The organism is Belliella buryatensis (genome assembly GCF_900188245.1).
Lineage (GTDB): Bacteria > Bacteroidota > Bacteroidia > Cytophagales > Cyclobacteriaceae > Belliella > Belliella buryatensis.
The window spans coordinates 110,600-134,190 of record NZ_FZOK01000014.1; the positions used below are offsets into that span (position 1 = coordinate 110,600).

The window sequence follows — 23,591 nt, forward strand, 5'->3', positions numbered from 1 at the left end:
CTAATCATCAGAACCGATTAAAACCTCCAAATCCTTCCCTGGTTTAGGATAACTCAATTTAGCCAATCTCTTTCCTACATAATATTCATCCAAGCCCGATACCGTCACAGTTCCCAAGGCTTCCAAATCCAAGGAGCCATCTGCTCTAAGCCCTTCGGCATCCACATAAACTTCTTCGATAGAAGCGATGATCAATACCGTTCCGTTTACCTGTAAGGTTTGTTTTTCGACCAGTTTACAAGCCAATTGAACTCTACTACCTTCTACAAAAGGAGCAAAAAAATCATTTTTATAGGCTTCATTTAATCCTGTTGCTGCAAACTCAGACTCTTTGTAGCTCGCTGCCGTCTGATGTGCCTGTTGGTAAAAAGATTCATGCACATGATTGAGGGTGAAACACTCGGTCTCCAGGATATTTTCAAGCGTATGTCTTTCTACAGTATGTGGGCGAAACAATATCCCAACCAATGGAGGACTTGCTCCAATGTGAAATACTTGAGAAAAAGGTGCTAAGTTGGTTTGTCCTGCATGACTTTTCGACCCGATAAGGTTTAGGCTTTTGTAGCCCGCTAGCGCATTGACAAAATCCCTTCTAAATGCTGAATCAGATTCTAGCAGGGATTGTTTGGCGAAAACTTTCATCATATAGCAATTGCTTCTTCTATAGAATTACAATATCTGATATCCAGTTTCTCGATGATGTTGTCAGGATTATTTTTGAGGATTTGTTCTTTGGCAATCATGACCATTTTCTCAAACCACTTTTCAGCTGGAAGAATTTTTCTATGCTGTGAGACTCCATATTCCAGCATTTCATTTTTCCAATGCAAAAAGTACCATTCCATACTCGGCTGATGAAATGCTCTCAAAGCTCTTTTATCGAATATAAATTTGGTATAGCCACCTTGTTTGATGATTTCAGAGATTCTCAAAAAGATGCTTTTGAAATTATCAATGGGAACATAATCAGAGAGCAATTCACAGATAACTATTCCTTTTTCCGGACTTGCATATACTTTGGCGTCCCTTTCCTCAAATATCAGTTCAAAATTATTTGTTTCAATAAGATTTACTGTTGCGTTCATTGTCATGGAGGTTAGATTGGATGGTTAATGAAATGACTTCTTTTTCAGCGATGGTGCATTGGCTACTTCAACTTTAAAACTGTCCAAGTTCTCTTCCAAACGGATGGCATATTCCAAAGTTGTCTTCATCAGCTCCTGTTGTGCAGCAATCTGTTCTTTCAACCTCTCCAGTTCGTTATTCATATTAGCCAATTTAGATTCGTATTCCCTTTGAAGTCGTTCTTTTTCTAATCTGGCTTTTTTTAGTTCTTCCTTGAAAATCAAAAATGATTCTGGTGGAGTCTTCATAATCTTTGTACTTGTTACTCGTGGGAACATACCCTTTATTTACTACACTATATCTACCCTAATTGTTTTGAACAATTTTTGATTTACATGCCTTTCACCGAAGACATTCCCCCATCCAAGTGCAAAATCTGGCCAGTCATCCATGAAGCGGCATCTGAAAGTAAATAAACTGTCGCAGCTGCAATATCATCAGGCTGACCGTACCTTCCTAATGGATGACGCTTATTTGATGCTTCCTTTTTATCATCATTACCCAATAGTTGATTTGCCAATGGTGTGTCTGTCAAAGAAGGCGCAATAGCATTAACCCTCACTTTGTTAGGTGCCCACTCTGCTGCAAGTGACCTAGTCAGTCCTTCAACTGCTCCTTTGGCACTGGCAATTGATGCATGAAAACCTAGACCAACTTGAACAGCCACAGTACTATAAAGGACTACTGAGGCGGTATTAGATTTTTTCAACCCTTTCATGCATGCTTGAAGCACTTTGACCGCGCCAAGCACATTGATCTCGTAATCACTTTTGAAATCATCTATAGAAAATCTATGAAAAGGCTTGAGATTAATAGATCCAGGACAATAAACCAAGCCATCGATTACTTCAGGAAGCCCTGTAAGCTCTTTGAAGTCTGAAGTCACGTCAAGTTGAAAATCCCCAGACGCTGACCTTGAATACGAAAAAATATTGGCTCCTTCTGCTTCTAATTTTTCTACTACCGATTTACCAATTCCTGAGTTACCTCCAATGATTACTATATTCTTATTATTCATAATCTTATGCTTTATATATTAATCAATTTAAGTGTAAAATGTTTGCTCCCAAAGGGCAAAAAAAAAGACCAAAACGTACATTTTGGCCCTTCTTGTTGGTTTAGTTTACGCTAATATTTACATAGAAATGTATTTCATGAATTCATTTCTTGATTGTTCATCTCTTTCGAATTTTCCACTGTAGTAGGATGTCACTGTAGAGCTGTTGACATCATTGATTCCTCTTGAAGATACGCACATGTGATTGGCATCTATCACCACCGCTACATCATCCGTACCAAGGATTTCTTTCAACTCATTACCTATCTGCATGGTCAATCTTTCTTGTACCTGAGGTCTTTTGGCAAAATACTGAACGATCCTGTTGATCTTAGAAAGTCCAATTACATTACCATTGGAAATGTATGCAACATGAGCTTTGCCATATATCGGTACGAAATGGTGCTCACAATTAGAGAAGAAAGTAATATCTTTCTCCACAAGCATTTCATTGTATTTATATTTATTTTCAAACAGCTTAGCTGCTGGCTTATTTTTAGGATTCAGACCGCTAAAAATTTCTTTTACATACATCTTGGCCACTCTCTTCGGAGTACCTTTGAGACTATCGTCAGTCAAGTCTAAGCCCATGATGAGCATGATTTCTTTGAAGTGCTTCTCGATCAGCTCTATTTTCAGCTCATCATCCATTTCAAATGCATCTTCTCTTAATGGGGTATCATAAGATGTACCTACGTGTTCATCTCCGATTTCATCAATGTCTCTGTTCACATTAATTTCCATCGTATTCAACAAAGTTTCTTTCTGTTTCATATAAACGAATTGTTAAGTCGTATTTAGTATCAATTTCAGTTCTTAAAATATTCCAAATAACCACAGCAATGTTCTCCGCAGTTGGGTTAAGGTTTTTAAATTCATTTGTATCTAGATTTAAATTTTTATGATCAAATCTATTCAAGACATTAACCTTGATCAGATCGCTCAATACTTTCATGTCGAATACATACCCTGTGTCAGGATCTACAGGCCCCACCAATTTTACAATCAATTCATAATTATGTCCATGGAAATTTGGGTTATTACACTTACCAAATATCTCTTGATTTTTTTCATCTGACCAGTTAGGATTATGTAACCTATGCGCTGCGTTGAAATGTTCTTTTCTGTATACTGCTACTTTCATTGTTTATCAAACTTCATCTTTTGAATTTTTGTTTAATTTTATTAAAATAAGTTTAAACAAAATAGTCAAAATACTGGGTGACAAGCTAATAAAAACTCACTTCTTCTAGAGGATTGAAACTACAAATCTTAGAATTGATTGATTTTCAGCTCGCAATTTAACAAGCAATTGGTCAAAAACAGTTCCAATGGGATGGATATGCGAAGAGAAATCATTTTTCTTCTAAGATAAGCGACTGATCACTTGATTTTTATCATAATCGGAACTTTATTTACGGAGATGTAGATTATATAGACAATGAAGAAAATCACCCTTACACTTATTTGTCTTACTTCAGGCCTTCTTTCCAATTTCTTTGCAGCTAGTTCATTCAAAAATGAACCCATGATCAGGCCTATCAGTGGACTAGAAATTGATCTAGTATATTCTCATCCGCACAATGCTGCTTTCAATATGCCTAAAGAAAGCATCCTTTCTCTTGGCAGCACAGGTCATCAAAAGTTGGTTAATGAAAACAAAATTCCAGAAAACAAGCCCTTGACCATTATTGACTTCAGTCTTCCTTCATCAGAAAAACGGATGTGGATCATAGATGTAGTCTCAGGAGTCATCTTACATTATGGCTATGTATCTCACGGGAGAAACTCAGGCGATTTATTAGCAAAGCACTTTTCCAACAAAAATTCATCGTACATGAGCAGTTTGGGTTTCTATCTCACAGCTGAAACCTATCAGGGAAAACACGGATATTCCTTGCGACTCGATGGGCTTGAACAGGGCTTCAATGATAAAGCTAGGGAAAGAGCCATAGTAATACATGGCGCAGATTATGCCAAAGAAGAATTTATCCAAGTCACAGGAAGACTAGGAAGAAGCTTGGGTTGCCCGGCATTACCTCGTGAAGAGGCCAAAGAAGTAATCGATCTGATTAAGGGCCAATCACTTCTTTTTATTTATGGGAATGATACCCAATATCTTGAAAAATCTCCTATTCTAAATACCTGATTTTCGACCTCTAGGTTGATTCAATGCTGTGAGAATCTCTTGATCCCTGTTATAGATATCCCTTCTGAAAAATTCATTTCCGATACTGTCTGTCCAAAATGTCAGGTATAGTATCACTACTGGTATTTTTCTATCCAAGTTTACAATTCGTTCTTTATTCAATTTCATGGACTGACTGATTTTTTCATCGGTCCAAGTAGGGTCATGCTGAAGTAAAATTTTAGCAAACTCAAATGGCTTTTGCAGTCGGATACATCCATGACTCAAAGCCCTGTCCTCCCTAGCAAAAAGACTTCTTGCTGGTGTATCATGGATATAAACGCTGTATTTATTAGGGAACATAAATTTAACTAAGCCTAGGGAATTTTGCTCACCAGGCTCTTGTCTGATGATATATGGGAAATTTCTAGGGTTTACTTTTTGCCAGTCAATATTTGCAGAATTTACCTCTTGCCCACTTGCTGTGAGTACTTTCATATTTTTACTTCTGAGGTAATCTGGATTTTTCTTCACCGCTGGAATTATCTCATTTCTAGTGATGGAATTGGGAATAGTCCAAGTGGGACTAAAAACAAGATATGACATCTCTGCGCTGAATTGAGGTGTAGAGTGATAATTCTTCCCTACTATAACCCTTGAACTCAAGATGGTATCTCTTTTAGAGATAAAATCCAATTGGAAATTAGCTGTATTGACCAAAATAACTTCTTGATCTTTGACATTTTCAGGCAGCCATCTAAAGCGTTCCATATTAATTCTAGCTGTAGCGATCAGATCAGCTGGTTTTTGGTTCAAGGCATGAATTGTACCTTGTCCTATGACTCCATCAGGTTCCATTCCATGACGCTTTTGGAGTTTGATGATAGCTTGCTGCATCAAAGAATCATAGCTTCTATCATTTTCAAGTTCATACTCCTCCAAGTATTTCCAAAATCTAAGTCTAGCTCTGATTTCATCCATTTGATTATGCGTATCCCCTAGCTTGATAGACTTATCAATCTTCAAAGTCTTCCATTGTGCCACGGGATTAGACTGGAATCGTTTTTCATCTTCATAGAGGAATCTGAGTGCATCCCTCATCTTTTTATAGACTTGAAAGGACGGATATAGTTGTTCAAAACTCTTTCTGATGCTTTGATTTTGCAAGGCTAAAGTCAGTCTTTGATCTATCCTTAATTCTGGGGCGGTTCTTTGGATATTCCATTCAGACTTGAGGCTTTCGGGATTTATTTTTCCTAAATATAAATGGGAGGAAAGAATGATGTAGGCGTCAGTTAGTAGCACATCTAAATTTGCGAAATCAACTATTGTGAATTCCCCTTCCCCTTTACGGGCCGCTTCGAAGCGATTGAAAAGCTGATTGATGGCTTGGAGGTGATAATCATTTGGGTTCAGTCCGTCAAATTGAATCTGTTGGATCTCATAGCGCATTTCATAAGCAATCTCTGGAAGTGCCAGCCCATCTGTCCAGGCAGGTAAAAACAAACGCTCACTGTAAAATCGTCTTAAGACGACAGTACTGAACAAGTCTTGCCCAAAAACTTTAGTAGATCTCTCTGGGTCATCAATTTCTATCAGGCTATTGATCACCGCAGCCACTGTCTCAGTCGAATGCTGGGAATATATCTCCACCGGTTTTACACACCAAAGGATCACAAGGAATGTAATAAGACTAAATCTTTTCATAAAGTTGAAAATCCATAAAAAAGGGAATTCATCAAAGTGAATTCCCTTTTTTCATTTTTACTGAACATTGAAATCTTGATATTTTCTACCCAATTCCCATGCATCAAATAACATCTCTAAGAAGCCTTCCATTCTATGCAGAGGAATAAGGTTAGGCCCATCACTGAGGGCTTTAGCCGGCTCGGGATGCGTCTCGATGAAAAAGCCATCTATTCCTGTAGCAGCAGCTGCTCTTGCAAGGAAAGGTGCAAACTCACGCTGACCTCCACTTGTTCCACCTTGACCACCGGGTTGCTGTACACTGTGAGTAATATCAAAGACAACAGGTGCAAACTGACGCATGATTGGCAAGCCTCTCATGTCGACTACTAAATTATGATAACCTAGGGAAAATCCTCTTTCCGTCAAGCACACATTTTCATTTCCAGTTGACCTGACTTTGGTCACTGCATATTGCATGTCTTCAGGAGCCATGAATTGCCCTCTCTTGATTTTGACAGCCTTTCCTGTCTCTCCAGCTGCCAATAGCAAGTCTGTCTGCCTACATAAGAAAGCAGGGATCTGAAGTACATCTACAACTTCTGCTACATCAACTGCCTGATAGCTTTCATGAATATCTGTCACCAAAGGCACTTGTAATTCTTTGCCTACGCGTTGTAAGACCTCAAGAGACTGATCCATCCCTATACTTCTAAAAGAACCTGAAGAAGTCCTGTTGGCTTTATCAAAGGATGCTTTGAAAACATATGAAAATCCATATTTCTCCGCAAGTGCCTTTACTGTAGATCCGATTTCAATACAAATATCATAACTCTCCACGGCGCAAGGCCCTGCAAAAAGTACTGGCTTATCTAGTCCTAAAATCACTTTGTCAGTGATTTTCATTGGCTGGGTGAATTTATTCATTGCTTTTTGGTTAAATTTTCGATTATTTCATCCATCATATCTTTGGAGATCAAGATAGCATCTGCAAGCTCTCTGAATACCCCTTGCCCTCCATTGAGCGAGGACACAAAGTCAACTCTGGACTGAACGTAAGGTAAGGCATCTGCTGGACAAGCAGACAAACCCACTCTACTAAGGATTGGGAGATCGATCAAATCATCTCCAATGTAAGCGACTTCGTCAGGATAGAGCTCTAGGGTTTCCAAAATCTCAATGAGTTTCCTTCCTTTGTCTTTGATTCCATGATAATGAAAGTCAAATCTCAGTTCCTCACAGCGATTTTCTACGACTTTTGAATTTCTTCCTGTAATGGCACCTACCATGATGCCATTCTTCCTAAGGTAATGAACGATCAAGCCATCTTTGACATTGAATCGCTTATATTCTAGCTTATTGTCATCATAGATGATACCACCATCGGTGAGTACACCATCTACATCGGTGATGACAAGACGTATATTTTTTGCTTTGAGCTTGATGTCCTCAGTCAGTGCTGAGAGGTAATTTTGCATGTTTTTATTTCTTTTTCTTCAACTGAACTGAATACAGGTCCAGTCTTCTTTGTTCTAAATTTCTTACACTTCCCGCTTTGCGCTGTTTGGTCAATAAGTCCAGATCAACATCTGCTACAATGGTCGTTTCGGCATTTTCCGAAGCTTGAGCAACAGTCGCATCATGAGGAAATGAAAAATCTGATGGGGAATAGATGGCTGCCTGGGAATACTGAATATCCATGTTTTCTACTCGCGGAAGGTTACCTACAGAGCCAGTAATAGCCACATAACATTCATTTTCTACTGCCCTTGCTTTGGCACAGGTATTCACTCTTAAGAAGGCATTTTTGGTATCTGTCCAGAAAGGCACGAATAAGATATCCATTTCTTGTTCGGCAAGAATTCTACCCAACTCAGGAAACTCAACGTCATAGCAAATCAATATGCCAATCTTCCCAGCATCGGTATCAAAAACTTTGATACCATTACCACCTTGGAGACCCCAATAGGACTGTTCATCGGGAGTAATATGCAACTTGTATTGCTTGTCAATGGTACCATCTCTGCGGCAGAGGTAGCTTACATTTCGTAGCTTTTTCCCATCATACTCAGGCATACTCCCTGCGATGATATTGACATTGTAGGAAAGTGCTAAGTCTCGCATCCTAGTCACGATCTCATCGGTATAATCTGCCAGATTCCTGATCGCTTCAGAAGCATCCATATCATTGAACTCAGCTAAGAGTGGAGCATTGAAAAACTCAGGAAGCAAACAAAAGTCAGATTTGTAGCCTGAAACGGTATCTACAAAAAATTCCACCTGTTGCATCAAGTCGTCTACATTATTAAATCGACGCATTTTCCATTGCACCAGTCCTAGTCTTACGATGGACTTTTTGTTGCCTATTAGCTTCTCGTCTTTTTCATAATAAATATTGATCCACTCTAGCAGTGTTGCATAAGCTCTAGAATCAGTATCTTCTGGCAGGTATTTGGTGATTACTTTCCTTACGTGAAATTCATTGGCCAGCTGAAAAGACAATACAGGATCAAATATTTCTTTACTTTTCACTAAGTCAATATACTTCCTTGGTGTCATCTGATCATAATACTTGGAATAGCCAGGAATACGACCTCCTGCGATGATGGACCTTAGGTTGAGGTTTTCGCAAAGTTCTTTTCGGGCGTCATAAAGCCTTCTTCCCAAACGCATTCCTCTATATTCTTTGTGAACGAAAACATCCGTACCATACAGCGTATCCCCTTCATTGTCATGCGTGTCAAATTTCCCAAAACCAGTGATTTGATCATAGGTGTGATTGTCCCCAAATTTAGAATAATCAACTACTAAGCTCAATGCAGCAGCCACAACCTTGCCATTATCTTCAATGCAAATCTGTCCTTCTGGGAAAGCTTTGATCTGATTCTTCAACTCTTGACGGGTCCAAGCCCCACCTTGGTCTTTGTATATACTCACCATGATATCCCTGATATCATCATAATCAGAGAGTTTGATATTCCTTAACTTTAAGCGGTGTTCTAATTCTTCTTTCTGCTTAGTCATGTTACAAAATTAAATAAAATTCAGTCAATAATTTTAAAAGCGGATCAGGTGTCGTCCAAAACCGAAGTTTCTTTCGAATATTGAACAAAGATTTAGCCAGATTGATTTAATTACCAGATTAGTGTAATTTGGACATTGTAAATTTGGAGCAGAAAACAGGTATGGATGAAATAATAGAATTTAAAAAAGAAACAGTTTCTGATTTTTTTGAAATTATGAATGATTTCCTGAGTCAAAAACTTTTTTCAATTGGAGAGTCAAGTCTCACTGTTGGCCTTTTATTCACTTTAGTTTTTTCGATTTTTCTTTTATTGATCATTTCTGAATTTGTCAGAAAAATACTGGTTAATAGAGTCCTATCCAAATATCAGATAGAGCGAGGTACAAGACAGTCTGTAGGTACTATTGTCAAATATGTAATTATTATCGCAGGGATGGTTTCCATTCTTCAGACCAATGGGATTGATTTAAGTGCATTCGGTATCCTAGCAGGAGCGCTCGGTGTGGGTATAGGTTTTGGTTTGCAGAATATCACCAATAATTTTATTTCGGGATTGATCATTCTTTTTGAGCAACCTATCAAGGTGGGAGACAGAATAGAGGTCGGAGACATCTCTGGTGATGTGATCAAAATCTCCGCGAGGTCCACCACGATAGTGACCAATGACAATATTTCAGTAATCGTCCCAAATAGTCAGTTTATAGATAGTCAGGTAATCAATTGGTCTCACAATGACAGAAATATTCGATTCAATTTTCCTGTAGGCGTATCTTACAAAGAGAATCCTCAAAAGGTAAAAAATATTCTCCTTGAGGTAGCTATAAAGAATGAAGGCGTCTTGAAAACTCCTGCTCCAGACGTGCTTTTTGATGAATTTGGTGATAGTAGCTTGAACTTTTATTTGAGAGTATGGACTTCAGAATATATCAGTAAACCCAAGGTATTGAAGAGTCAGTTATATTATGAGATTTTCAAAAAATTTAACGAAGAGGGAATTGAAATCCCTTTCCCTCAAAGAGATATTCACATCATTTCGGGTGGAGAAAAATTGAAAAGCTAAAGATTCTTACTTTATTTACATGTCGAATTAAATTCAAACCTAAGATCATTGCAATCAGGTCAAAATAAGATGCTTAGATTACTTAGAAATATTAGCTTTTTCTTAATACTATTCTTAGTATCTGAACAGACATTTGCCCAAAGTTTGTATCGTTATAGATTTGAAGAACCTTGGTCTATATCTGTCTCCGCTGGCCCTACCCAGTATTTTGGGGAATTATATTCTCTCTGGAAGTACAATGAAGGCGTACAACCGGATTGGAATGCTAACATTGCTTTGAGAAGAACACTAGGTACGAGGATAAGAGCTAGAGCAGAATTTACTTATTATCAAATATCAGGACAAGATCCACCTTCGGATCCTACAGCTTTAAGGACACCTAGAAATCTTCATTTTAGAGCAAGGAACATGGAAGCTTCCTTGATTGGAGAATTTCACTGGAAGCCTGTCAAAGTCTATAATATCACAAGAAGTTACTTTAACCTATATGGTTTTGCAGGAGTGGGTATGTCTTCAAATGACCCCAAGGCTTTAGATCCAAGAGATTTAAGAAGAGGTGTGGAAAATTGGGTGTCTTTAAGACCCTTACAAGTTGAAAATAACCCATACAATAAATATATCGTCGTATTCCCCACCGGAATTGGAGCGAAATATAAGTTGAGTGTCTACGCTGATTTAACATTGGAGTTGAACTACAGGTGGACATTAACCGATTACATGGATGATATTAGCGCTTTTAATATAAGTGAGTTTTACTTAGATCTTCTTGCAGATTATGGAGTTAATGGCCAAGGTCCTAATCCAGACAGGTTACTTTTTGCAATTAGAAATCCTGATTTTTATATTGACGATGATCTAATTATACCTGACATAGATAAAATCATAGGTAACAGAGGTCGTATTAGAAGAGGTTCTGGATTGACAGAGAGATTTGATGGCTATCTAGGCATCAATCTTGGAATAGAAATCTATTTATCGCCAGATATATGGGACAACTGGATCTTTAGGAATAGACTATACGAGAAACGATTCAGATTCTGGTAATAATTATCACCTTTCCGCTACCCTTCTTGAGGATTTGAAGGTCATTTCTAGCTATTTTTTCTATTTTTGCAAGCAATTCAAAAATCTTTAAGCTTTTAATCAAAAATGGCTGATTATAATCCTCAAGTAATAGAAAAGAAATGGCAGCAGTACTGGGAGCAAAACCAGATTTTCAATGCCAAAGTAGATCCTAGCAAACCTAAATTTTATTCTTTGGACATGTTTCCTTACCCTTCAGGGGCAGGGCTACATGTTGGACACCCACTGGGCTATATTGCCTCTGATATCATCACTCGTTACAAAAGGTTGCAAGGATTCAATGTCCTGCATCCCATGGGTTATGACTCCTTTGGGCTTCCAGCTGAACAATACGCCATTCAGACAGGGCAACACCCTGCCATTACTACTGAGGAGAATATCAAAAGATATACGGAGCAACTCAAGAATATTGGTTTTGCTTTTGACTGGGAAAAAGAGGTGAGAACTTCCGATCCATCTTATTACAGGTGGACACAATGGATATTCATGCAGCTTTTCAACTGTTATTATGACAAGACTGAAGACAAAGCCAAAAGCATCGCCAGCTTAATCGAAAAATTCCAGGCCAAGGGCAACTCTGGAATCAATGCCGTATGTGATGAAGATACACCTGAGTTTTCGGCAGATGATTGGAATGCTTTTTCCGAAAAGGAAAAGCAGGAAATGCTTTTAAAATATCGCTTGACCTATTTGGCAGAAACAACCGTCAACTGGTGTGCTGCTCTAGGCACTGTACTTTCCAACGATGAAGTAAAAGACGGTTTTTCCGAAAGAGGAGGCCATCCTGTGGAACGCAAAAAAATGATGCAATGGTCTATGCGAATCACTGCCTATGCTGACAGGTTATTGAAAGGCCTAGAAACTGTGGAATGGAACGAACCTATCAAAGAAATGCAACGCAACTGGATAGGCAAATCCACAGGTGCAGAGATGGTATTCCAAGTCAAAGGTCAAGATAAGAAAATCAAGGTTTTCACCACAAGAATTGACACCATTTATGGTGTCACTTATTTGGCTTTGGCACCTGAGCATGACTATGTTGAGGACTTGATCACTGAAGACCAAAGAACAACTGCTGAAGCTTATGTAGAAGTTGCCAAAAACAGGTCAGAGCGTGAAAGGATGTCCGATGTCAAGACCATCTCAGGAGCATTTACAGGTTCCTATGCCATCAATCCATTCAATGGAGAGGAAATCCAGATTTGGGTAGCGGACTATGTATTGGCTGGATATGGAACGGGAGCTGTGATGGCTGTTCCTGCGCATGATGAAAGGGATTATAATTTTGCCAAGCATTTTGGACTTGAGATCAGACAGGTGATAGAAGGCAGCATGGAGGAAGGTTCTTTTCCGGGAAAAGGAGGTACTATCATGAATTCAGACTTCCTTTCAGGTTTGGAGATGAAACCCGCCATGGACAAGGCAATCGCCTTTTTGGAAGAAAAGAAAATAGGAAAAGGTAAAATCCAATTCAGGATGCGTGATGCCATTTTCACCCGTCAGCGCTATTGGGGAGAACCGCTACCTGTTTACTTCAAAGATGGACTTCCATACTTGATTGATGAAAAAGACTTGCCTTTGGTATTGCCGGAGGTTGATAAATATTTGCCAACTGAAGATGGTGAACCGCCTTTGGCGAGGGCCAAAGACTGGAATTACACAACCGCCGAGGGTACTTTTCCTCTGGAAAGAAGCACAATGCCGGGTTGGGCAGGTTCCAGCTGGTACTTCTTCCGATATATGGACCCAAAGAACACAGAGAAATTTGTAGATGAAGAAATCGCCAAATACTGGGGCGCGGTAGACTTATATATCGGTGGTGCAGAGCACGCCACAGGACACTTGCTTTATTCAAGGTTCTGGACCAAGTTCCTCTATGATATCGGAGCAGTGAGCATTAAAGAACCTTTCCAGAAAATGATCAACCAAGGCATGATCCAAGGAAGGTCTAATTTTGTGTATAGGGTAAAAGGCAGCAATAAGTTTGTTAGCCTCGGGCTAAAAGATCAGTATGAAACTTCAGCCATGCACGTAGATGTCAATATCGTTCATAACGATCAATTGAATTTGGACAAATTCAAATCTTGGAGGCCGGATTTGGCTGACGCTGAGTTTATCCTGGAAGATGGCAAATACATCTGCGGAGCTGAGGTGGAAAAAATGTCAAAAAGATACTACAACGTTGTCAATCCAGATGATATCGTTGAGCGCTATGGCGCGGATACATTAAGGTTGTACGAAATGTTCTTAGGTCCATTAGAGCAATTCAAACCATGGAATACCAATGGTATCGACGGCGTATCCAAGTTTCTCAAAAAACTCTGGAAACTTTATCATGACAACAATGGCAATATTTCTATTTCTGAAGAAAAAGCCAGTCCTGAGGAATTGAAAACCTTGCATAAAACCATCAAAAAGACTCAGGAAGATTTGGAGAATTATTCCTTCAACACCTCAGTGGCTTCTTTTATGATTTGTGTGAATGAACTGACTGCTTTGAAGTGCAATAAAAGAGAAGTCTTGGAACAATTGGCCATAATCGTGTCTCCCTATGCACCGCATATTGCAGAAGAGCTTTGGGCATTGTTGGGTCATAAGAAATCCATTATTCATGCTACTTTCCCAGAATTCAAAGAGGAATTTTTGGTAGAGAGCAGTCATGAATATCCTGTTTCTATCAATGGTAAAATGCGTACCAAGCTTACCTTACCGCTTTCTTTGACCAAAGAGGAAATCGAGAAAGCCGCTTTGGAAGATGATACCGTTCAGAAATGGTTGGAAGGTCAAGCTCCCAAAAAGATGATTGTGGTACCAGGTAAGATTGTAAATATTGTCCTATAAAAAAATCAGATAAACTCATATTCGGGTCATTGGGAAGTCCTAAAGTCTTTTCTAATGGCCTGTTTTTTTCTAGGATTCATCATGAATAGAATATTTGTCAATATAGCTGCTATTTTATCTTCTGGGATATTTGCATATTCCTACTTGAGAGAATGGATAGGTGCTGTATTTTTCAAAGAAGAGGTCACCTTACAAGCTACAAACCCTGAGGCCCCTTACTACCATGGTAATTTGGAATTATATTTATGGAATACATTGACATTTGGGTTGATTTTCGCAGCGATATTTGCAACAGCCATATACGGTTCTATCAAGAAGAAGGAAGGAATAGTATTCCTGAGCTTTATCCTAAGTATGATAGGGATTTTTCTGGTCATGTTCAATGGAGCGTTTAAGTAAAAAACCAATTACCAAGGCAGTTGGGGAAATAACCTTAACTTTGTAGAAGAATATTAGACTATGAAAATCACAAAGAACACCGTAGTAGGACTAACCTACGAACTAAAAGTCAGCAAAGAAGAGGAAGAAGTGGAATCTGCACCATTTAGTGTAGAAGTGAGAGATGATGAGGACCCATTTTATTTTCTTTTTGGGAATAGTGGATTACCGGAGAAATTTGAAGAACTACTTGCAGGTAAAAATCAAGGAGAGAGCTTTAGCTTTGTATTGACAGCTGCAGAAGCATATGGACCTGCTGATGATGAAATGATCATGAGCTTGCCAAAAGATCAATTTACGAGCGAGAGAGGTTTTGAAGAGAACATGCTGGAAGAAGGTAACTTCCTTCCACTTGTAGATGAAAATGGGTATCAAATGCAGGCTAAAGTTTTGAAGGACCTAGGAGATGAGATCCTTTTGGACTTCAATCATCCCTTGGTAGGTTTTGACTTACATTTTGATGGAGAAATTCACGAGGTAAGAAAAGCTACAGCAGAAGAAATTGAACACGGTCATGTTCATGGCGAGCATGGGCATCAGCATTAAAAAATTAGAGCCTCAGGTAGTAAAGTCTGAGGCTTTATTATTTAAAAGTTATCTCATTTGAAACGTCCCATTTGAGATAAACCTTATCACCTTGCTCAAAGGATCTCTGCTTGTCCTCTACTTTCCAAATCATCCCATCACTAGTATGCACTGTCAATTGATTGTAGTGAATCAAATATTGCTTTTCAATTACTTTTGCCGCAAGGCCTGTACTTTTGAATAATTGGATATCAGCTGGTCTGATAAAAGTTTTGTTTTTATTTTGGATAGCATTGAGCGTACTAAATAGCTTTGCTGCATAGAGATTCTTTGGCTGTTTAAATATCTCTTCGGGACTACCGCGTTGAATCAATTTCCCTCCTTGCATGATAGCGAGATCTGAGGTCATTTGAAGGGCATCATCCAAATCATGCGTCACAAAAAGTACGGTGACGTTTAATTCATTGAACATCTCTTTCAGTTCTTCAATCAATTCCCTTCTTTGAATCGCATCCAAACTTGAAAAAGGTTCATCAAGAAGCAATACCTCTGGCTCCAAGCTCAATGCCCTTCCAATGGCGACTTTTTGTTGTTGGCCACCTGAGAGTTGACGAGGAAGTTTATCTTTGAATGGCTCAAGCTTAAGCAGTTTGAGCAGACTTTTGACTCGTTGATCTCTATATTTTCTATCATATTGGATCAATGGTCTTGAGATGTTTTCCTCAACTGTTGAACTTGGGTAAAGTTGGTATTCCTGGTAGACCAACTGAACTTCATCATAACCTGGAATCAGTCTTTCATTTGGATTTTGTATCACTAGTTGTCCTAGATCAATTTTTCCTGAATCCTTATTTTCTAATCCAGCGATAATCCTTAGAAGCGTACTTTTTCCAGAGCCACTCTCTCCTACCAAGGATAAAACTTTGCCTTTATCAAGTTTCAAAGAGAAATTCTTCACTACTTTTTCTCCTTTTTGATAGGCTTTGTTGACAGAATCTATGTTGAGAAAACTCATGTTGATCTTTGATCTTCTTTAAATTTCTTGGGTAGTTTTTGAAAAATCAGATCATAGGAATGGTCGACTAAGTCAAAAATAGCCGCATCATTTAGATCTTGGTGAAAGTATATGGTATTCCAATGCTTTTTATTCATGTGAAATCCTGGATTCACAGCTTGATACTGCTCTCTCAATTCTACCGCCTTCTCAGGGTCACATTTGAGATTGACACATTCAAATGATGCTATATCTATAATGGCAAAGATTTTACCTCCAACTTTGAAGCAAAGCGTGATGTCATCAAAGGGAGTATCCTCCGTGGCAGCAAATTTAGAGAGACAATATTTCCTAAAAGATTCAATATCCATACTGTTCATCTTGTAGGATAAAAGTACGAATTATAACACTCGCTTTACAATCCAAATGATAATAGCTGCCAAAAACATCAAGATGGAGATCTTGTTGATTCCATGCATCATTCTCAAATTGAAATTTGACTTTTTATTTGGGTCAGGTTTCTGAAACACCCTGAAGAAATAATTCCCTAATTCTCCCAGCTGGAAAAATTCTTTTAGTCTATTGTTAGCCATAATTAATATTTATAGACCTGATGCTTATGCCTCAGGGTCATTCCACATTCCATCTTTTTTGATGATTTCTATAAGTTCGTCTACAGCTTTTTCAGAGGGAACTGACCTTTTGACCACTTCTTTGCCTCTGTAAAGAGTAATTTTTCCTTTTCCAGACCCTACATACCCAAAGTCTGCATCCGCCATTTCACCCGGACCATTGACAATACAGCCCATGATCCCAATCTTAACTCCTTTGAGGTGATCCGTTCTTTTCCTGATCATCGCAGTAGTCTCTTGAAGGTCAAAAAGTGTTCTTCCACAAGAAGGGCAGGAGATATATTCAGTTTTGGACATTCTAGTTCGTGCTGCTTGAAGCACTCCGAAGCTAATGGAGTTATGTAACTTGATCTGCCGCAAGATAGTTTCCCTATCCATGTCACTATACGCTTGCGCATCAATCATTACCCCATCTCCAAGTCCATCTACCAATAAGCCGCCAATATCTGTCGCTGTGTAAAGCATAGTTTTATCATCACTTTGTTGCTGATATGCCACTTGAGGAACAACAGGAATTTTACAATGATTTTCCAACAAATGAACAAAGGCTCTTCTAAGTGCTGGATAGTTGTGCCTATTTGATGTTTTCAGTATGATGACCAAGTCTGTTCTTTCTTTGATCAAAGGAATAGCAGCAGCTACCTCTATATCATTTAGAGAAAGAAAATTTAATTTTTGGTGAAATTTATCAGCACTCTGAAACTCCTTAAAGCTAAATAGAGGGAACTTATTCTCTGTATCAGCATTGTATTGCCATATTTCATAATTTTGGATTTCCTTCATGCCATTAGGGAGCATAAAAGGAATGGGGTTAGAGCCAGTGAAAACAAAATCAGCCCCTTGATCATTCATTTTCCACTTATCCAATTCTGGTAAATAAAAATGCCCTACTTGCTTCATTTCTTTGGGAGTAATCTCCTTGATAGCTGCAACATCGGCAATCACTCTTGGGACATTGGTAGCACCAAAGTTATAAACTTCAAAAGTTTCTCTTCGATTGTATTCAAAAGGATTGATCGGATAATTTGAGAGTGTAGTTATTGATTCATGACTAGCTCTATGCTCATAACGGTCCACCAAGGCTTTGGCCACAGGTGCCTCAAATTCAGGATCTTCAGTTAGCGAAACTCTCACTGTATCACCCAGTCCATCTTCTAAGAGCGTCCCAATACCTACAGCTGACTTAATTCTCCCGTCTTCCCCATCTCCTGCTTCTGTTACGCCAAGATGAAGAGGGTAAGGTTTGAAGCCACCTTCATCTAATTTCTGAACTAGAAGCCTGTAAGCTTGTACCATCACTTGGGTATTGGAAGACTTCATAGAAATTACAATGTCATAATACTGCTCATCCTCACAAATTCTTAAAAATTCCAATGCAGATTCTACCATTCCAAGTGGAGTATCGCCGTACCTACTCATAATTCTATCAGATAAGGAGCCATGATTGGTTCCAATTCGCATTGCTGTGCCGTATTCTTTACAGATTTTGACTAGAGGGAGAAATCGCTCTCTAATTCTATCTAGTTCTTCCTGATAGCTTTCATCTGTATACTCTATTACCTCAAATTTCTTTTTATCAGCATAATTACCAGGATTGATTCTGACTTTTTCTACAATTTTCGCCGCGATTTCTGCAGCATTTGGTGTAAAGTGTATGTCGGCTACAAGAGGGGTACTATAACCTCTTTTTTTAAGTCCATCTTTAATATTTTGAAGATTCTCAGCTTCTTTGATACTTGGAGCAGTGATTCTTATCAATTGACAGCCACTTTCTATCATCCTTATGCATTGCTCTACAGAACCCTCTGTATCCATTGTATCTACAGTAGTCATGGACTGTACGACGATCGGGTTATCACCTCCAATGACCACATCTCCCACTTTTACGGGAATGGTTTTCCTTCTGGAATAGCTAGTCAGGCTATTACAATAATTGATCTTTTCCAATAATGCTTTGGTATCCATGTGATTTATAAATCTCCTAATTGTGGTCTGATTACTATTTCTTCAACAACTGAATTGGGCGAAAGGTTGTAGGCCGACCAGACAGACTCTGCCACATCTGATGACTTCATAAACCTTTCCTCAGGAATGTCTACACCTGCCCAACTTGCAGTGTAAGTAGCTCCTGGTAATACTGAAGTCACCTTGATACCAAAATCCTTCAATTCCTGTCTCAAGCACTTAGTAAAACCCAACATGGCCCATTTGGAAATAGCGTAGCTCCCTCCATTTGCATAGGCAGTCAAACCTGCAATCGAACCAATTGAAAAAATATAACCTGATTTTCTTCCAATCATCTCTTCAGTAAATGCTCTTGTAAGATAATAAGCAGAATACAAGTTGGTTTGAATCATCATTTCTAAGTTCCCATCAGGCTCAGAATGTATTGCTCCAGGAAGAAAAACTCCTGTGTTGTTAATGATTACATCAGGAACGCCCAAGGAAGACTTAACCCTTTCAGCAAATTCAAGTACCTGATTTTTTACAGACAAGTCGGCTTGAGATGTTAGTAATTTTTGATTGGGAAAATTCTCATAAAAAAATTGTTTGAGAGCTTCTAGATCTGATTCGTTTCTTGCACAGGTAGATACATTGAAACCTTCACTTGCAAACCTCTCTATGATTGCTCTTCCAATTCCTTTGGTTCCTCCTGTGACTAAGATATGTTTGGACATTTACTTGGTGTTTTAATAGTTAGTATGACAACTATCTAGCGTGAACAAAGTTACATTTTTTTGAAAGATTTGCGAACATAAACGATTATAGATAGGTGCCTGATATTTTTTTATACTAATTTTAAACCTATGGAAATGGAAAGCACAGATAGATTAGAGTTAGCTGCACATTTTGTCAACACCACCAGCAGTCCGATCTTTTTGACTGGAAAAGCTGGAACAGGTAAAACCACTTTTCTTCGGAATTTGACAGATTTGACACATAAAAGCCATATCATCATCGCGCCAACAGGGATCGCTGCCTTGCATGCAAAGGGAGTGACGATTCATTCTCAATTTTTATTTCCTTTTGGATCTTTTTTACCTACTAGGGAGCCTGAGGGGAATTTTTCTAATAGCGGCAACTTTTACACTCAATATACCCTCAATAGAAAACATCCTCTCAATGCTGCTCGAAAGAAAGTCCTCAATTCCATAGAACTGATAATTATTGATGAAGTGAGTATGCTTCGTGCTGATCTGCTAGATGCTATTGATTACAGAATGAAAAAGGCCAAACAAAATTTTGACGAGCCTTTTGGAGGTGTTCAGGTTTTGATGATTGGAGATTTGTTTCAATTACCACCAATCGTGAAAGACCATGAATGGCAAGTATTAGCAAAATTTTATAAAAGCATGCACTTTTTTGAAGCTAAAGCCTTGCAAAACTCTGGTCTTGTCTACATCGAGCTCAATAAGATTTTCAGGCAACGAGATGAACAATTCATTTCAATTCTCAACCACCTTAGAGATAATCAAGTGATTCCAGAAGACATTCAGTTTCTCAATAGGTTTTACAAAACTCCTGAAGAAATCAAGGCTTTAGAGGATTATATCATTATTACTACACATAACTACAAGGCCGAAGAACACAACTTTAATGAACTAAAGGCTCTGAAAAGTAAATCACATTTTTTCGAAGCCATAATCAACAAAGATTACCCTGAAAGTCTCTATCCTATACCGAAAAAACTTGAATTAAAGGAAGGTGCACAAGTTATGTTTATCAAAAACGATAGCAGTGGCTTGTCGGATTATTTCAATGGCAAGATGGCGGTAGTGAAAGAGATTTACAATGATGAAATCAAAGTCATCATGAATGACAGTAAAATGGAATATGTGCTCCATCGGGAAGTTTGGGAGAATAAGCGCTATGTGGTAAAAGAAGATACCAAAGAATTGGAAGAGGAGATAATTGGAACATTTGAGCATTTCCCAATTAAATTGGCTTGGGCTGTTACAGTCCATAAAAGCCAAGGCTTGACATTTGATAAAGCTATTATTGATGTAGGTCAAGCATTTGCTCCAGGGCAAGTTTATGTAGCATTGAGTAGGTTAAGAAGTCTAGATGGCTTAGTGCTACGCACCAGAATCCAATCTCATATTATCAGTTCAGATCCGACAGCTGTTCAGTTTACAAATCAAACTAATACGCACCAAGCGCCTTTAGATAAGCTTCTGGAGAATCATCAGAAAATATATATTCAGAAACTTTTAAGTAGAACATTTGATTTCAGTCCTTTGATTACAGCAATAGAAGTTTTTCAAAAGGAGTTCACTAGTACGATGGCATTTGAAGATAAAGAAATGCGAGAAGCTATGGGTCTTATTCTTGAAAAAATCAGCCAAGAAGAGGGGAACACTTACAAGTTTGAACGCCAACTCAATTATCTCGTGCATGCAAATGATCAACTTCAATTGATGGATAGATTGGAGAAAGGAAGTGCATATTACAGCAAATTGTTTAAATCAATTTTAAAAGATATCATAACTCATCAAGCCGAAGTTGAGCAATTCACAAAAACGAAAGGCTATTTAGATAGTATTTCTGAGATTGAAACTATGCTTTTAAGAAAGCTCAATGAAATAATGAAAGTAGGTATTTTAGTTCCAGCTATCCTTAATGGGGAAGAAATAGGCAGGTTATCTCAAATCACAGACAGTCTTACACAATTGCGAATTTCACTAGCGCAAGAAGCCAAGGAAGCTACCAGAGACAACCCTAAATTTGCAAGCACAAAAACTGGTAGAAAAAAGAAAAAAGATGGGACTCCAAAAATCAAGCTTGAAAAAGGTAAAACCTATGAAATCACTTATACACTGAGCAGAGAAGGGTACAGCATTGAAGAAATAGCAAAAGAAAGAGGGCTTACCAAGTCTACTATTGAAAGTCATCTAGCAAAAGGGATACTAAAAGGTCAAGTAGACATTCATCAACATCTTTCAAAAGACATCGTCCAAGAAGCAGCTATTCTTATAGAAATAGCCAATGGGGAAATCAGTAAGGTTGTCGAGAAATATCCAGAAAAATTCGATTATGCCACATTGAGAATGGTTGCAGCGCATATGGCGAGGGATTAGGAGGTTAGGGAATAGGGCGTTAGTTGAATTGATTGATGTAAGGGCTAGTTGATTGGCTTATTAAGGGATTAGTGTGGGTTAGTTGATTGGGTTATTAGGTGAATAGATATTAGGCTTGCAAGGGCTTACCATATTGGATAGATAGTGGTCAGCCTTGTATCCGAGGAAAAATACTGTCAAATGATAATCCGTTAAGCCTGTCTACGCCAGGTAGACGTGGGAGGATAGGGAATATACTGGTAACATACATTTAACGATGAACAATTTTAACGTTTAACAAATCTGGTTAGATTAAGATTTGGAAAGGCACGACTCCCTCTTTTGTCTTGAATCTTATGTCTTTTTTCTACTTTCTCAGCGCTCTTTGCTCCTTTGCTGACTTAGCGAGAGGATCAAGCGTATCAGTAACCAGTCACATTGGAGATACAGGGCTTGACTTCTATGCTCAGTAGGAGTTCACGTGACGAACGCAACGATTTATCTTTCTACATTAACCACCTGACTACACTACTCTACTATATCGCCGAAGGCATGTATCCACTTAATATAGCGAAGCACAAAAAACCTCCTCAAATTAAAATAAAGGGAAATAAAACAAAAAAAGAGGTCGTTTCTGACCTCTTTTTTGACTTGGCTCCCCATATCTTCTCACTTTCGAATCATTTACAGGATGATTTGAAATTATTAATAGAAGTCAAAAAACTTTATGACGAGAAAAAGGAAGGCCTTTTAAAATCAAAATAACAAAAATACGCCTCCCCCCAAGGTATCCTCCACCCCCTAAGCCGGTGGAGGATATTATTTTTTCGAGTGTAGCGCCCCCATTCAAGATACATTGTGAAAAAAAATATTTTTAGGATTTTTTTTGGTTAAAAAAATTGAGATACCAAAAAGGATAAAAATCAACACGTGGATATATTTTCTTTAGATTTATCCAATCAATAGATAAATATAAAAATGAGATTGTCTTGGCTCCATTTAAAAGAAATTTAGAATGCATTAAAAATTTAATTTTTTCATTTTATGGATAGTGATTAGTTTAAATCAGGTTTCCGCATTTCAATGAAAAAGCTAAAGAAATAAAAACATTCCCTTCTCTGTTGAAAACACGTTAATTGACGAAGCATCTACAACCAACAACACTTTTAGGAAATAGGGGTTTAAACTGATTTTTAATAAGCCAAATTTATCAGCTGATTAATGGTTTTTTTGACTTGAAATCAATTTAAAATTTCTCTCTCCCTCCCAAGCACCTCCAACTTCTTAACAAATTGTTGGAAAGTTAAAGATATGTCACTTTTCGTCAACCTACTATTTGTTCTACCCAGATATTTTTTTCATCCCTCTGTACCATCCACTTTTAGTAAAATAACTGGAAGTTTTGGTCATGGCGATTTGAAATCAATTATTCTATTCATGTGATTTCCATGAATCAAATCATGGTTTTGTAAACTCAATAGTTAAACATCCATTTGGAGTCATTATAAGGAATGCTAGTCTATGATCCTAAAGAAAACCTGCCTTTATATACAAAAGATTAAAAGTATATACCCCCAAGATAATAAGAATCTCTATATCGAGTTCATTACCCTATCTAGAAATTGGTTTGGTTTTAAAATCTTAAAAAAGGAGAGTTTAATAACACGGTCTAATCAATCCTTTGAATTCTCCATCACCATCTCAGGTACCAGCTATTTCATAATAAATTGTTAGAAAGTTTAAGACGTGACATTTATCGTATATTTTCGATTTGTTATCTAAAGATCATTTACTTTAATCTTTTAAGGATCGTCTATTCAGTTTTAAATATATTCTCTTATAAATTGCATATAGCGGTCAAAGTGACCCCCTATCAGCGCTGCAAAGTGACCCCCCGGAGTTAAGTAATTTTTTTGGTCAGGAATAGTGGACTTACATCG

At 38.1% G+C, this 23,591-nt stretch carries 22 protein-coding genes; 7 read left to right on the forward strand and 15 right to left on the reverse strand.

The features are described from left to right. The 6 genes from CHB66_RS14395 to CHB66_RS14420 all read right to left on the reverse strand — a co-directional run bounded on the left by CHB66_RS14395 (nucleotide 1) and on the right by CHB66_RS14420 (nucleotide 3,326). A complete protein-coding gene (locus tag CHB66_RS14395) occupies nucleotides 1–645 on the reverse strand; it encodes a flavin reductase family protein (protein WP_089242114.1) in 645 nt (214 codons plus the stop codon). After that, on the reverse strand, nucleotides 642–1,085 hold the full coding sequence (locus CHB66_RS14400) for a hypothetical protein (RefSeq protein WP_089242140.1): 444 nt from the start codon (nucleotides 1,083–1,085) through the stop codon (nucleotides 642–644). The genes CHB66_RS14395 and CHB66_RS14400 overlap by 4 nt, the downstream gene beginning before the upstream one ends. Before the next feature lie 24 nt (nucleotides 1,086–1,109). Beyond that, nucleotides 1,110–1,373, reverse strand: a complete 264-nt coding sequence (locus CHB66_RS14405; RefSeq protein WP_089242141.1) for a hypothetical protein — start codon at nucleotides 1,371–1,373, stop codon at nucleotides 1,110–1,112. 83 nt (nucleotides 1,374–1,456) lie between these two features. After that, the gene (locus CHB66_RS14410) at nucleotides 1,457–2,143 is read right to left on the reverse strand and encodes an SDR family NAD(P)-dependent oxidoreductase (protein WP_089242115.1); all 687 of its coding nucleotides are present in this window, start codon (nucleotides 2,141–2,143) and stop codon (nucleotides 1,457–1,459) included. A gap of 117 nt (nucleotides 2,144–2,260) precedes the next feature. Next, on the reverse strand, nucleotides 2,261–2,956 hold the full coding sequence (gene folE / locus CHB66_RS14415; protein WP_076502915.1) for a GTP cyclohydrolase I FolE: 696 nt from the start codon (nucleotides 2,954–2,956) through the stop codon (nucleotides 2,261–2,263). Next, on the reverse strand, nucleotides 2,916–3,326 hold the full coding sequence (locus CHB66_RS14420) for a 6-pyruvoyl trahydropterin synthase family protein (protein WP_089242116.1): 411 nt from the start codon (nucleotides 3,324–3,326) through the stop codon (nucleotides 2,916–2,918). Before CHB66_RS14420 ends, folE begins: the two co-directional genes overlap by 41 nt. 297 nt (nucleotides 3,327–3,623) lie before the next feature. Here CHB66_RS14420 and CHB66_RS14425 point away from each other — a divergent pair, with 297 nt between their 5' ends. Further along, on the forward strand, nucleotides 3,624–4,331 hold the full coding sequence (locus tag CHB66_RS14425; protein WP_089242117.1) for a murein L,D-transpeptidase catalytic domain family protein: 708 nt from the start codon (nucleotides 3,624–3,626) through the stop codon (nucleotides 4,329–4,331). On the opposite strand, the gene CHB66_RS14430 is transcribed toward CHB66_RS14425, so the two are convergent. From CHB66_RS14430 to CHB66_RS14445, 4 genes are read right to left on the reverse strand one after another with little or no spacing between them, the layout of a single operon-like run. Continuing rightward, entirely contained in the window at nucleotides 4,320–6,017 is a 1,698-nt protein-coding gene (locus CHB66_RS14430; protein WP_089242118.1) for a L,D-transpeptidase family protein, read from the reverse strand. The genes CHB66_RS14425 and CHB66_RS14430 overlap by 12 nt on opposite strands. Before the next feature lie 57 nt (nucleotides 6,018–6,074). Next, the gene (gene kdsA / locus CHB66_RS14435) at nucleotides 6,075–6,923 is read right to left on the reverse strand and encodes a 3-deoxy-8-phosphooctulonate synthase (protein WP_089242119.1); all 849 of its coding nucleotides are present in this window, start codon (nucleotides 6,921–6,923) and stop codon (nucleotides 6,075–6,077) included. Beyond that, nucleotides 6,920–7,474: a KdsC family phosphatase gene (locus tag CHB66_RS14440; protein ID WP_089242120.1), complete on the reverse strand. Its 555-nt coding sequence runs from the start codon at nucleotides 7,472–7,474 to the stop codon at nucleotides 6,920–6,922. The genes kdsA and CHB66_RS14440 overlap by 4 nt, the downstream gene beginning before the upstream one ends. 4 nt (nucleotides 7,475–7,478) lie before the next feature. Then, entirely contained in the window at nucleotides 7,479–9,020 is a 1,542-nt protein-coding gene (locus tag CHB66_RS14445; protein WP_076502921.1) for a bifunctional GNAT family N-acetyltransferase/carbon-nitrogen hydrolase family protein, read from the reverse strand. Nucleotides 9,021–9,181: 161 nt separating this feature from the next. On the opposite strand from CHB66_RS14445, the gene CHB66_RS14450 reads away from it, so the two are divergent. The 5 genes from CHB66_RS14450 to CHB66_RS14470 all read left to right on the forward strand — a co-directional run bounded on the left by CHB66_RS14450 (nucleotide 9,182) and on the right by CHB66_RS14470 (nucleotide 14,989). Beyond that, nucleotides 9,182–10,081, forward strand: coding sequence for a mechanosensitive ion channel family protein (locus CHB66_RS14450; protein WP_089242142.1), 900 nt, complete (start codon nucleotides 9,182–9,184; stop codon nucleotides 10,079–10,081). A gap of 69 nt (nucleotides 10,082–10,150) precedes the next feature. Next, nucleotides 10,151–11,125 (forward strand): hypothetical protein, encoded by a 975-nt coding sequence (locus CHB66_RS14455; RefSeq protein WP_089242121.1) that lies wholly within the window; start codon nucleotides 10,151–10,153, stop codon nucleotides 11,123–11,125. Between the two features lie 105 nt (nucleotides 11,126–11,230). Beyond that, on the forward strand, nucleotides 11,231–14,005 hold the full coding sequence (gene leuS, locus CHB66_RS14460; protein WP_089242122.1) for a leucine--tRNA ligase: 2,775 nt from the start codon (nucleotides 11,231–11,233) through the stop codon (nucleotides 14,003–14,005). Between the two features lie 54 nt (nucleotides 14,006–14,059). Next, a complete protein-coding gene (locus tag CHB66_RS14465) occupies nucleotides 14,060–14,404 on the forward strand; it encodes a hypothetical protein (RefSeq protein ID WP_245812740.1) in 345 nt (114 codons plus the stop codon). Nucleotides 14,405–14,464: 60 nt separating this feature from the next. Then, nucleotides 14,465–14,989, forward strand: a complete 525-nt coding sequence (locus CHB66_RS14470) for an FKBP-type peptidyl-prolyl cis-trans isomerase (RefSeq protein WP_089242123.1) — start codon at nucleotides 14,465–14,467, stop codon at nucleotides 14,987–14,989. Nucleotides 14,990–15,026: 37 nt separating this feature from the next. Here CHB66_RS14470 and CHB66_RS14475 read toward each other — a convergent pair whose 3' ends face one another. Genes CHB66_RS14475 through CHB66_RS14495 form a run of 5 tightly spaced genes read right to left on the reverse strand, consistent with a single transcriptional unit; the run spans nucleotide 15,027 to nucleotide 19,272 of the window. Further along, the gene (locus CHB66_RS14475; protein ID WP_089242124.1) at nucleotides 15,027–15,983 is read right to left on the reverse strand and encodes an ABC transporter ATP-binding protein; all 957 of its coding nucleotides are present in this window, start codon (nucleotides 15,981–15,983) and stop codon (nucleotides 15,027–15,029) included. Then, nucleotides 15,980–16,333 carry an MmcQ/YjbR family DNA-binding protein gene (locus tag CHB66_RS14480; protein ID WP_089242125.1) on the reverse strand — a complete coding sequence of 118 codons (354 nt, stop codon included), beginning with the start codon at nucleotides 16,331–16,333 and terminating at the stop codon, nucleotides 15,980–15,982. The genes CHB66_RS14475 and CHB66_RS14480 overlap by 4 nt, the downstream gene beginning before the upstream one ends. 30 nt (nucleotides 16,334–16,363) lie before the next feature. Further along, on the reverse strand, nucleotides 16,364–16,555 hold the full coding sequence (locus tag CHB66_RS14485) for a DUF6728 family protein (protein WP_089242126.1): 192 nt from the start codon (nucleotides 16,553–16,555) through the stop codon (nucleotides 16,364–16,366). 24 nt (nucleotides 16,556–16,579) lie between these two features. Next, the gene (gene ispG, locus CHB66_RS14490; protein WP_089242127.1) at nucleotides 16,580–18,559 is read right to left on the reverse strand and encodes a (E)-4-hydroxy-3-methylbut-2-enyl-diphosphate synthase; all 1,980 of its coding nucleotides are present in this window, start codon (nucleotides 18,557–18,559) and stop codon (nucleotides 16,580–16,582) included. A 5-nt stretch (nucleotides 18,560–18,564) separates the two neighbouring features. Further along, complete coding sequence (locus tag CHB66_RS14495) at nucleotides 18,565–19,272, reverse strand: SDR family oxidoreductase (protein WP_089242128.1); 708 nt, start codon at nucleotides 19,270–19,272, stop codon at nucleotides 18,565–18,567. 135 nt (nucleotides 19,273–19,407) lie between these two features. Between CHB66_RS14495 and CHB66_RS14500 the strand changes: the two genes are divergently transcribed. Further along, the gene (locus tag CHB66_RS14500) at nucleotides 19,408–21,672 is read left to right on the forward strand and encodes a helix-turn-helix domain-containing protein (RefSeq protein WP_245812741.1); all 2,265 of its coding nucleotides are present in this window, start codon (nucleotides 19,408–19,410) and stop codon (nucleotides 21,670–21,672) included. Nucleotides 21,673–23,591: the final 1,919 nt, after the last annotated feature.